Origin of the sequence: Nocardia sp. NPDC005978 (genome assembly GCF_040614455.1) — a bacterium.
In the GTDB taxonomy this organism is placed as follows: domain Bacteria; phylum Actinomycetota; class Actinomycetes; order Mycobacteriales; family Mycobacteriaceae; genus Nocardia.
In genome coordinates this window covers 1-10957 of the sequence record NZ_JBEXUS010000174.1, presented here as the reverse complement: position 1 = coordinate 10957, position 10957 = coordinate 1, and the positions used below count along the sequence as shown (strand labels likewise).

Genomic DNA, 10957 nt, shown 5'->3' with positions numbered 1-10957 from the left:
GGGGGAGCGAAGCGGAGGAGCGGAGGGAGGGAAGAACCGGGCCAACAGGGCCGCGAACCGCCCGGAGCGAAGCGGAGGGCAAGATAGGCACAGTGGCAGCTTCGGAGTTCGCGTTCAAGGTCGGTACCAGGCTGGAGGGTCAGCACGGCAGGTCCGGGCTGATCAGCACGCCGCACGGGGACATCGCTACCCCGGCGTTCATTCCGGTGGGCACCAAGGCCACCGTGAAAGCGGTGCTGCCCGAGACCATGAAGGACCTCGGCTCGCAGGCCCTGCTGGCCAACGCCTATCACCTCTATCTGCAGCCGGGCTCGGACATCGTGGACGAGGCGGGCGGGCTGTCGAAGTTCATGAACTGGCCCGGGCCCACCTTCACCGACAGCGGCGGGTTCCAGGTCATGTCGCTGGGAGTCGGGTTCAAGAAGGTGCTGGCCATGGAGGCGGTCGGCGTGCAGGACGACGACGTGATCGCCAAGGGCAAGGAGCGCCTGGCGCACGTCGACGACGACGGCGTCACCTTCCGCTCCCACCTGGACGGCTCCAGGCATCGCTTCACCCCCGAGGTGTCCATGGGCATCCAGCATCAGCTGGGCGCGGACGTCATGTTCGCCTTCGACGAGCTCACCACCCTCATGAACACCCGCGGCTACCAGGAGGAGTCGCTCGAACGCACCCGCCTGTGGGCGCAGCGCTGCCTGGACGAGCACGAGCGGCTCACCGCGGCGCGCTCGCATCGCCCCTACCAGGCGCTGTTCGGCGTACTCCAGGGCGCGCAGTACGAAGACCTGCGGCGCAAGGCATCTCGCGACCTCGAAGCGCTCCGCGGCGCGGGCGGAACGGAATTCGACGGTTACGGCATCGGCGGCGCGCTGGAGAAACACAATCTCGGCACCATCGTCGGCTGGTGCTGTGACGAACTGCCCGAACACAAGCCGCGCCACATGCTCGGCATCAGCGAACCCGAGGATGTCTTCGTCGCGGTCGAGAACGGCGCGGACACCTTCGACTGCGTGAATCCCTCGCGGGTGGCCCGCAACGCCGCCATGTACGTGGACAAGGGCCGGTTCAACATCAACACCGCGCGTTTCAAGCGTGATTTCACGCCCATCGACGAGACCTGCGACTGCTACACCTGCGCGAACTACACCCGCGCCTACATCCATCACCTGTTCAAGGCCAAGGAGATGCTCGCCTCCACGCTGTGCACGATCCACAACGAGCGCTTCACGGTGCGGCTGGTGGATCGCATTCGCGAGAGCATCGACGGCGGCTACTTCCAGGACTACAAGACCGAATTCCTGGGGCAGTGGCGCGGGCGGGTGAAGTCGCCCGAGGACTAGTCCGGACCAGCCCCGGACCAGGGCCGATCGCGGGCGAATTCGCCCGCGACACCGGCGAATGCGCGAATGCGCGCGTCCTCGCCCGCGGCTCGCCAGATCAGGCCCCACGAGATTCGCGGCCCGTCGGGCACCGGAATCCAGGACACCTGAGGATGGCGGTAGTGCTCGGCCATCAGATCCGTGCCCAGGCACACCCCGCGCCCCTCGGCGGCCAGGGCGAGCAGTTCGGTATGGGTCGCCGCGCGAATTCCGGATCGCAGCGGCGCGCCCTGCGGCGTGCGCGGTGGATTCTGCGCGCGCATCCAGTACTCCGGCACGCCTTCGATGCCGAGCAGCGGCAGATCGACGAGCTGTTCCATGGAAATCGAATCCTGCTGTGCCAGTGGATGATCGCTGGCGATGGCCAGCACGCGCGGATCGCGCCGCAGGATCGGCCCGGTCCGCAGATCCGGTTCGTTGATCGGGCTCAGCGTGCACAGCATGTCGATGGTGTCCTCGCGCAGCCCGCGCACCCAGTCCGAGAGCTGGCACTCGCGCAACTGCACGTCGCACCCCGGGTGCGCCAGGCGGAACTCGTCGATCACCGCGCGCAGGATCGGGGTGGTGCCCGCGCCCTGGTAACCGACCCGGAGCACGCCGGACACCTCGCGGCTCGCGGCCTTGGCGCGGGCCACCGCGCGCTGGATCTGCCGGAAGGCCGGTTCCAGGTCATCGCGCAGCTGCCTGCCCACCGGGGTCAGCCGGACCTGGCGGCTGGTGCGCTCGAAAAGCGGTGAGCCGAACTGCCTTTCGAGCTTGGCTATGGTCTGGCTCATGCGGCCCTGGGACAGTCCGAGACGTTCGGCGGTGCGCCCGAAGTGCAACTCCTGCGCCAGGGTCAGGAACGCCTCGATCTCGTGTCGTTCCACAGCGTCCGGCCTCCGAGCGGTTCAGCGGCCGCCACGTACGCCGGCCGCCGCGAATCGTACTGCACCTTCCAGGCGTCATCACCTCGGTCGATAACCCTGGGTAATCGATGCATCAGCAGATCGTCATTGTTCGCGCACCCGCGCCCGCGTGAGGATCGAACGGTCGCCATCACGCACGAAAGGAGACGGGATCGTGGGACTTCCCCTGCGGGTGGAACCGTCGCGCGCGCCGGAACCCGTGCCCGCCACCGAGTTACGCGCCACCGTTCATCTGCGATTCCGCATCGCGCCCGATCCGGCCGCCGCCCGGCGGGATGCGGAGACCGCCGACATCGATCTGCGGGCGGCCGCGGTGCGGGGCCTGTCCGCGGCGCTGCTGCGCACGCACGGCGCGATCACCGACGCGCAGCTCGAGCTGGCCCGCCTGAGCGGGCTCACCGACGCGGAGATCGTCGAGGTGATCGCCGGAACGGCGACTCGAATCCTGAGCGGCTACCTGGACAACGTCGCCGGGGCCGGTGTCATCGCCACCGTCGCGGAGCCCGCGGACGAGTGGGGCGCCTCGTGAATCTGCCCGGCCGCCTGCCGAGTCCGGGCACCTGGCATATCGACCCGTTCCATACGAACGCGCAGTTCGTGGCCGTGCACCGGGGCGCGGGGCGGGTGCGGGGCCGCTTCACCCGCGTGCGCGGCACCTTCGACATGGCCACCAGCCTGGTGCACAGCACCGCCACGGTGTCCATCGACGCCAAGAGCGTGCACACCGGGCTGGCCGTACGCGATCGGCATCTGATCTCGGCCGAACTGCTCGACGTGGAGACCTATCCAGACGTGGTCTTCGAGGGCGCGGGCCTGATCCTGGACGCCGACGGCCGCGGCACGCTGTCCGGGCAATTGACGGTGCACGGGGTGACCCGCACGGTGATCCTGACGGTCGCCTGGCTGGGCAGCGCCCCGGACCCGTTCGCGGACGGCGAAGAGCACATCGCCTTCTCGGCGGTCGCCAGTCTCTCGCTCGCCGACTTCGGGATCATCGCACCGACGGTGCCCATGCTCGCGATCCGGTTGATCGAGGATCGGGTGGCCCTGGAATTGGACGTCGTGCTCATTCGATACGACCCCGCCGCCCTGCTGGCCGAGATGCCGCTGGGCTGAGCGCGGGTAATGGGTTCGCGGTCCGCGCGTGGGGTGCGGACCGCGAACCGCCGCGGTCAGCTCGCGAGCGCGGGCTTGCCCAGCGGCTGGTAGCTGGGCTCGTTCTTCTTCAGGAACGCGATGACCCGGTAGGTGATGGGCAGCACGATGATCTCGGCGAGCGTCTTCCAGACGAAGCCGACGATCACGTAGTTGAAGAACTGCCCCCACGAGGAGATGCCGATGACACCGGCCGCGATGGAGCAGAAGATCAGCGTGTCACCGAATTCGCCGACGACGGTCGACCCGATCAGCCGCGCCCACAGGTGTTTCTCCTTGGTGCGCTCCTTGATGGCGACCAGGGTGGCCGAGTTCAGCATCTCACCGACGAAGAACCCGATGAGCCCGGCGGCGACCATGCGCGGGGTGTGCCCGATGACCCCCGCGAAGGATTCCTGATACGCGGAGTCCATGGCGGGCAGGGCGATGGCGATCTCGAAGGCGACCACCGCGACCAGCAGTGTCCCGAAGCCCAGGTAGATCGCGCGGCGCGCGGCCTTGAAGCCGTACACCTCGCTCAGCACGTCGCCGAGGATGTAGGCGAAGGGGAACAGGAACCAGGCGCCGTCGGTGGTGATCGGCAGGATTTCGATCGGCCCGAGCTTCAGGGACTGATCGGTGAAGAATTGAACGCCCTTGGTGGCGCAGATGTTCGAGATGATCAGTACTGCCGTGAACAGCGCCACGACCGGTGTGTAGTAACCCCCCGCCGCCTTCGCGAATGCCGCGTGTTCGGTAGCGGGGCGTCCAGATCCGGCGGTGTCCGCCGGTAATAGTGCATCACTCACGAACAAGACAGGATACCCGTGTCGGGTTCGGGTGGAATAGGCTGGGCTGATGACGAATGCCGGCGGTTCCGACGAGTGGTGGAAACAGTACGGCGGTGAAGGGGTCTCGCCGGATTCCACGCCCGCGGGCGCGGGGTCGAATCCGGGAACACCGCCGCCGGCCGGCTATCCCTCGGCGCCGGACCTGAGCAAGCCGCAGGACGCGCCGCCGAGCGCGCCGCAGTATCCGAATTATCCGCCGCCGCAATCGAATCCGGGGACGCCGTATCCGGCTTCGGGCGGCTACGCACAACCCGGTTCCGGCGGCTTCGCCCAGCCCGCGCCGGGCGGTTACGGGCAGCCCGCCTCGGGTGGTTACGCCCAGCCGGGGTCGGGCGGGTTCGCCCAGCCCGCCTCGGGCGGGTTCGCGCAGCCGGGGACGCCGGGCTACGGATACCAGCAGCCCGGGTACGGCCAGCCCGCCGGATATCAGCCCTACGGGTACGGGCAGCCCGCGATGGGCACCAACGGTCTGGCCATCGGCGCGCTGATCACCTCGATCCTCGGCCTGACAACCCTGTTCTTCTGCTTCCTGCCGATCGGTTCGCTGGTGGGCCTGATCCTGGGCGTGATGGCGCTGAACCAGGTCAAGCAGACCGGTCAGGAGGGCCGCGGGCTCGCGCTCGGCGGCATCTGGGTCGGTGCGGGCGGTTTGGCGCTCGGCATCCTGCTGTGGGTGATCATCGGCGCGGCCTTCCTGGGAACCAGCAGCTACTGACCGGCGGTCCCGCGAAAGATCGTGCGGCGAACCGGGTCCGGCAACGACAACGGGGCGCATCCATCGCGGATGCGCCCCGTTTCGTGCTGTCGCCCCGGCTCGACGCGGGACGTGCGAGCTATCAGCCCTTGATGACCTGCGTGCCGCCGGCGAGCTTGTCGTGCCAGCCCTGCTTGTTCGGGTCCTGCTCGATGGTGATGGCGATGTAGATCGCCAGACCGAAGCCGACCAGTCCGCCCAGGCAGTAGACAGCGTTGCACGCCGCGTACAGGTTGCGCATCAGCGACTGCTGCGGGGTGATCTTGGGCGCGCCGTTCGGCGGGATGATGCGCAGACCCAGCATCTTCTTGCCCAGGGTGGTGTTCTGCGAGGTCTCCATGCCGACGAAGTAGGCGGTGATGACCACGCCGATGAACAGCGACTGGATGATGTTGCCGACGATGCCGCCGATGACCGCGGACAGGATCCCGCCGATGATGGCGGCCGGGATGCCGGCGATCAGGGTGTCGATCACGCGGGCGCCGAAGCGGGTCCACAGGTCGGCGGGCACCGCGCCGGCGCCGAAGGCGGGCGCGCCGTAGCCGGGCTGGCCGCCGGGGAACGGCTGCTGCTGGCCGTAGGGGTCCGGCTGCTGGCCGTAGGGCTGCTGCTGCCCATAAGGCTGCTGCTGGCCGTACTGCTGCTGCCCGTAGGGATCGGACTGCTGGCCGTAGGACGGCGGCTGCTGCTGGCCGTAGGGATCGGGCTGCTTGCCGTACGGGTCCGGCTGCTGGCCGTAAGGCTGCTGCTGTCCGTACGGCTGCTGGCCCTGAGGCGGGTACGGCTGCTGGCCGTACGGCTGCCCGCCCTGCGGATACTGGTTGGGGTCGTACCCACCGCTTGTCATTGTTTCGCCGTCCTCGTCGAATTCGTTCGGGATCTGGGTCGAGTCCGTACGTTACGGATACGCACTGGGTTGCAACAAGCCGTTCGGATCGAGTGTCCACGGTTGGTGTGGAAGGTTTTCCGGCCGGAATTGCGCCAGTAACTGCGACGTTGAGGTTGCTTCGGGGTAGCCGAGAGATGCCGATAGGGCGGTGAAAACCTGCCGCGGTGTCTCGCCGAGCTCGATCCGGTCGTGCAGGGTGACCGCGCCATCGCGTTTGGCCAGGCGCTGCCCGTCGGGGTTGAGGACCAGTGGCACATGGGCATACGTGGGGATCGGCAGGTCCAGTAGCGTGGCGAGGTAGGCCTGACGTGGGGTGGAGGGCAGCAGATCGTCGCCGCGCACCACCTGGTCGATGTGCTGGTCGGCGTCGTCGACCACCACCGCGAGGTTGTAGGCCGGGATGCCGTCGCCGCGGCGCAGCACCAGATCGTCCACCGCCCCGCGATAGCTGCCCATAAGCTGATCGGTGATTTCGAAATCGGTGACGTCGGAACGCAATCGCAGCGCGGCAGGTCGCCCGGCCGCGCGCTTTTGCTCACGTTCGCTTTCGGTGAGGTCGCGGCAGGTTCCCGGATACGCGCCCATGGGTCCGTGCGGAGCGGTGACCGCCTGCTGAATTTCCCGGCGGGTGCAGAAACATTCATACGTGCGTCCCGCGGCGGTCAACCGCGCAATGGCTCGTTCGTACAGCGGCAGTCGCTCGGACTGCCGCACGACCGGCGGATCCCACTCCAGGCCGAGCGCGGCGAGATCCGCGAGCTGGCGCTCCTGCGATCCGGCCCGGACCCGATCCAGATCCTCGACCCGCAGCAGGAAGCCGCGGCCGGTCGAGCGGGCGAACAACCAGGCGAGCAGTGCCGTGCGCAGGTTCCCCAGGTGCAGATCGCCCGAGGGGCTGGGTGCGAATCGTCCGAAACCGGTGGTGGACACAGCGGCTCATAGTAGGTGACGGGCGTATTCGCAGCCTTCGCGCCGCGACGTCACGCTCGGCCGGCGGCGGTCGCACATCCGGTGTGCGCCGACGGTCGGCATCGAACTCAGCGAACTCGCAGCCGCACTCGCAAATCGCCGTCCGCCAGCGGCTTTTCCGCGTCGAGGGCGGCCAGTACGGCGGTGGCGTGTGCGATGAGACCGGGTGCGTCGATGTCGTAGGGGACGGGCTCGCAGGCGGCGAGCCGATGCGTCGCGCGTTCGAGCAGGGTGCGCGCGCCCTTGGGATTTCCGCGCTGAATGTGGGTCAGGCCAACGGCGTATTGGGCCAGACCCTGCCACAGCATCCGCTCGGCGAACGGACCGTTCTTCCAGGCGGCCTCGAGGACCTCGTGCGCGTTGAAGGCGAGCCCGTCGTCCAGCAGGCGCTGGGCGTAGTCGAGGGTGTCGGCGGGGGAGAGCAGCAGGTCATCGGGTATGCGTGGCACGCCGGGACTGCCGAAGGGCAGCGGGCGGCCCAAGCGGTCGCGGGGTCGGGAGTTGCGCGCGCGGCCCGTTTCGTCGCGATCGCGCGTGTCCGCTTCGGGCTCCGGCGCCGGTTTGTCCGGGATGTGCTCGGCCATGCCGTCCATGATCCCGGATGCGGCCGCGGGCGGCCGGAATCGAGTTAGCCAGGAGGTGAGCAAATAAACCGACAACTAAATTGCGGGGTTCAATAATCGTGTGCGCTGAAGTTTGGCAAATTCTAGGCAAATAATTAGCTGGCTAACCTTGCTGCAAATTTGCTGGTTGAAAACGAAAGAATGCGATCTCCTTATGTCGAACCCTGCTAGTCTTTAGCGCGGGAAGGGCCATCGGGGGTGCATTCCCATCGTGAAGTGCGGAAAGTAGGTTGTACGGGGTGTTTGCGTGCAACTCCCGGCGTACGCGGGAATCGTGCAACGTCGTGGATTCCAGCGTCACCTAGATCGATGCCAGCAAGATCTCGAGCTTGACGCAGCAAAGGAGCTAGTACCGTGAATGTTGATTTCACAGGCGCCGTGTGGCGCAAGAGCAAACACAGCGGCCCCAACGGCAACTGCGTGGAGGTCGCATTCCACGCAAACGGCGCCGTGGGCGTGCGTGACACCAAGGATCACGGCCACGGCCCGATTCTGGCCTTCACCCCGGGTGAGTGGGACGCCTTCGTAGCGGGCGTCTCCGATGGCGAGTTCAAGCGCGCCTGACCGCCGGCCGAAAGCGAACAGAGAACCCCGAGTCGATGCCAGACTCGGGGTTCTCCGTATTTCCGGGCGGCCCTGCGCTTTTCCGCACGCGGCCCACTACTCGGGCGGGGCGTCCTCGGCGGGCGGGGCGCCGTTCCGCTGCGCGCGCCGCAGGACCGCGAGCTGTGCGTGTTCGGCGGCCAGTTCGGTGGCGACGTGCTGCTCGCGTTCGCTCGCCGGATCGGCACGGAAGAAGCCGCCGGTGCCGGGCCGGCCCGCACTGCCGAGCTGGTTCATCTTGAAGGGCACCGGCGCGCCCTGGTACTCCAGCGGAATCGGGTGGCCGTGCGCGTCCACCGGGCCCAGCGGCTGGTGGATCTCGATGTACTCGCCGTGCGGAAGACGGCGCACCACACCGGTTTCCACGCCGTGTTCGAGCACGGCGCGATCCCGGCGCTGCAATCCCAGGCACAGCCGGTAGGCCGTGTAGTACGCCAGCGGCGGGCCGAGCAGCAACGCGATGCGGAAGATCCAGGTCGTGGCGTTGAGCGAGATGTGGAACTGCAGCGCGATGATGTCGTTCACGCACGCCAGGGTGAGCACCAGGTAGAACGTGAGCGCCATGGCCCCGATGGCGGTGCGCACCGGCACGTCCCGGGGTCGCTGCAGCAGATTGTGGTGGGCGCGGTCGCCGGTCAGGCGTTTCTCGATCCACGGATACACGATGAGCAGGCCGAAGATCAGCGGCATGGCCAGCGCGACCGAGAACGCGCCGGGCACCGTGTGCCCGAAGATATAGAGCTCCCAGGCCGGGAACAGGCGCAGGAAGCCGTCGGTCCACATCAGATAGAAGTCCGGCTGGGTGCCCGCGGAGACCTGGGAGGGGTTGTAGGGCCCCAGGTTCCACACCGGATTGATCTGCAGCAGTCCGCCCATGAGCGCGAGCACGCCCAGGGTGATGGCGAAGAACGCGCCCTGGTCCAGGGAGAACACCGGCACGATGCGGGTGCCGACGACATTCTTCTCGCTGCGCCCGGGCCCGGGGAACTGGGTGTGCTTCTGATACCAGACCAGCGCGACGTGAACGGCTATGAGCGCCAGCATGATTCCGGGGAAGAGCAGCACGTGCGTCACGTACAGCCGCGGCACGATCAGGTTCCCGGGGAAGTCGCCGCCGAAAAGCAGCCAGTGCAGCCAGGTTCCGATGACGGGCGCGCTCATGGTGATGCCGGCGAAGGCCGCGCGCAGGCCCGTGCCCGAGAGCAGATCGTCCGGCAGCGAGTAGCCGAAGAAGCCCTCGAACATGGCGATGATCAGCAGCAGTGCGCCGATCACCCAGTTCGCCTCGCGGGGTCTGCGGAACGCGCCGGTGAAGAACACCCGGCACAGGTGAATGATCATGGACGCGGAGAACAGCAGTGCGGCCCAGTGGTGCACCTGGCGCACGAACAGCCCGCCGCGCACATCGAAGGAGATCTCCAGCGTCGTGGCGTAGGCGCGGGACATGGTCACACCGCGTAGTGGCTGGTAGGAGCCGTTGTAGACGACCTCGGTCATGGACGGGTCGAAGAACAGGGTCAGGTATACCCCGGACAGCAGCAGAATGATGAAGCTGTAGAGCGCGATTTCGCCCAGCAGGAACGACCAATGGGTCGGAAATACCTTATTGATGGATCTTTTGAGGAATGCCGCGGCCCGATAGCGCTGATCCGCCCCATCAGCCTGTTCCGCGAGTCGATTTCGAGTTGCCATAGTGGTCACCCGGCCCGAGAAGAGAGTATTGCAAGCCTTCTACTACACACGGTAGCACCCAGAGTGCCTGGACCGTACGGCCTTTCGATAGGGTCGTCGGGTGAAATCCCTGGCGCCCCGGGACGCCACCATGTACTGGCTGTCGGCGCGGACCCGCAATGATCTGTTCCTGCTGTACGCCTTTGCCGATACCGGGCAGTCGGTCGAGCAGCTCCGGGAAATCGTCGCGAATCGAGTCACTCTCGTTCCGGATTTGCTGGCACGCGTGCTGGATACTCCTGCAAACATTGCGTATCCACTTTGGGAGCCTTGTGAGTTCATCGACGAGCAGGTGGCCGAGCACTCGCCGGGTGTTGCGACCTGGAGCGAGATTCCGGCGGCGCTGGGCGAGTTGCTCGCCACCGGGCTGCGCGCGCGGTGGCGGCCGTGGCGGCTGCATCTGTTCCGCGGGATCACCGGTGTGCCCGGCGCGGCGCCGGATGAGCCCGCGCTGATCGCGGTCCTGCAGCTCTCGCACGCGCTCGCGGACGGCAGGCGCGCGGCAGAGCTGGCGCGGGCGCTGTTCTCCGGGGTCCAGCCGCCGGCCGGACCGGGCCCGGAGCCCGACCGATGGTCGCGTCGCCTGGTCACGGATGGCCGGGCCGCGGCGGCGGGTCTGCTGACCGCCATCCTGCCGCGACCCTGGGCGGCGGCCGCGCTGGCGCTGCCGGGAATTCCGATAGATATGGCGCGCACTGTGTTCCGGGGCATCGAGGCGTTCCGGGCCGAGCGCGAGCTCGCCGATCTCACCGCGTCCGGCGCGATCGGGCCGCCCGCCGCACCCGCGGCCCCCACGCTCTTCAACGGCGACGGAACACCGCCCGCCGCGCACGCGGTGCGCATGCTGGTGTGCGATTCGCACCGTCTGCGCGTGCCCGGCCATACCGTGACGGTGGTGACGGCCACCGCGATATCGCTTGCCCTGGAACGGTATTCGGCAGCGCGGGACGCGCCCGCCGCACCGTTGCTCGCACAGATCCCCATGGCGGTGTCCGGGGACAGGTCCACTCGCAACAGCTACCACGACCTGACGGTGAATCTGTATGCGGGAGAGCCCGATCCGGCGCGCCGTGCCGCCCGCATCGCCGCCGAGCTGGCCGCGCGCCGCACCCGCGC

At 67.8% G+C, this 10957-nt stretch carries 12 protein-coding genes; 6 read left to right on the top strand and 6 right to left on the bottom strand.

Translation table 11 applies throughout. The features are described 5' to 3' along the window. The first annotated feature begins 83 nt into the window (after positions 1-83). Complete coding sequence (gene tgt, locus ABZ319_RS38565; RefSeq protein WP_354991542.1) at positions 84-1340, top strand: tRNA guanosine(34) transglycosylase Tgt; 1257 nt, start codon at positions 84-86, stop codon at positions 1338-1340. Here tgt and ABZ319_RS38560 read toward each other — a convergent pair. Continuing rightward, positions 1337-2248 (bottom strand): LysR family transcriptional regulator, encoded by a 912-nt coding sequence (locus tag ABZ319_RS38560; RefSeq protein WP_354991541.1) that lies wholly within the window; start codon positions 2246-2248, stop codon positions 1337-1339. The genes tgt and ABZ319_RS38560 overlap by 4 nt on opposite strands. Before the next feature lie 193 nt (positions 2249-2441). On the opposite strand from ABZ319_RS38560, the gene ABZ319_RS38555 reads away from it, so the two are divergent. Then, on the top strand, positions 2442-2816 hold the full coding sequence (locus tag ABZ319_RS38555; protein WP_354991540.1) for a hypothetical protein: 375 nt from the start codon (positions 2442-2444) through the stop codon (positions 2814-2816). Then, on the top strand, positions 2801-3403 hold the full coding sequence (locus ABZ319_RS38550; protein WP_354991539.1) for a YceI family protein: 603 nt from the start codon (positions 2801-2803) through the stop codon (positions 3401-3403). Before ABZ319_RS38555 ends, ABZ319_RS38550 begins: the two co-directional genes overlap by 16 nt. 56 nt (positions 3404-3459) lie before the next feature. Here the strand turns inward: ABZ319_RS38550 and ABZ319_RS38545 are convergent, their stop codons facing one another. Next, a complete protein-coding gene (locus ABZ319_RS38545) occupies positions 3460-4230 on the bottom strand; it encodes a queuosine precursor transporter (RefSeq protein WP_354991538.1) in 771 nt (256 codons plus the stop codon). Between the two features lie 49 nt (positions 4231-4279). Between ABZ319_RS38545 and ABZ319_RS38540 the strand changes: the two genes are divergently transcribed. Continuing rightward, entirely contained in the window at positions 4280-4987 is a 708-nt protein-coding gene (locus tag ABZ319_RS38540) for a DUF4190 domain-containing protein (RefSeq protein ID WP_354991537.1), read from the top strand. Positions 4988-5108: 121 nt separating this feature from the next. On the opposite strand, the gene ABZ319_RS38535 is transcribed toward ABZ319_RS38540, so the two are convergent. The 3 genes from ABZ319_RS38535 to ABZ319_RS38525 form a co-directional block, all read right to left on the bottom strand. After that, positions 5109-5873: an RDD family protein gene (locus tag ABZ319_RS38535; RefSeq protein ID WP_354991536.1), complete on the bottom strand. Its 765-nt coding sequence runs from the start codon at positions 5871-5873 to the stop codon at positions 5109-5111. 51 nt (positions 5874-5924) lie between these two features. Then, positions 5925-6845, bottom strand: a complete 921-nt coding sequence (gene gluQRS, locus ABZ319_RS38530) for a tRNA glutamyl-Q(34) synthetase GluQRS (RefSeq protein WP_354991535.1) — start codon at positions 6843-6845, stop codon at positions 5925-5927. Positions 6846-6952: 107 nt separating this feature from the next. Then, positions 6953-7468, bottom strand: a complete 516-nt coding sequence (locus ABZ319_RS38525) for a DUF309 domain-containing protein (protein ID WP_354991534.1) — start codon at positions 7466-7468, stop codon at positions 6953-6955. Between the two features lie 393 nt (positions 7469-7861). Between ABZ319_RS38525 and ABZ319_RS38520 the strand changes: the two genes are divergently transcribed. Beyond that, the gene (locus ABZ319_RS38520; protein WP_354991533.1) at positions 7862-8071 is read left to right on the top strand and encodes a DUF397 domain-containing protein; all 210 of its coding nucleotides are present in this window, start codon (positions 7862-7864) and stop codon (positions 8069-8071) included. A gap of 96 nt (positions 8072-8167) precedes the next feature. Here ABZ319_RS38520 and ABZ319_RS38515 read toward each other — a convergent pair whose 3' ends face one another. Continuing rightward, entirely contained in the window at positions 8168-9802 is a 1635-nt protein-coding gene (locus tag ABZ319_RS38515) for a cytochrome bc complex cytochrome b subunit (RefSeq protein ID WP_354991532.1), read from the bottom strand. Positions 9803-9902: 100 nt separating this feature from the next. On the opposite strand from ABZ319_RS38515, the gene ABZ319_RS38510 reads away from it, so the two are divergent. Beyond that, positions 9903-10957: wax ester/triacylglycerol synthase domain-containing protein (locus tag ABZ319_RS38510; protein ID WP_354991531.1), on the top strand; the 1055-nt coding region annotated here is incomplete at its 3' end.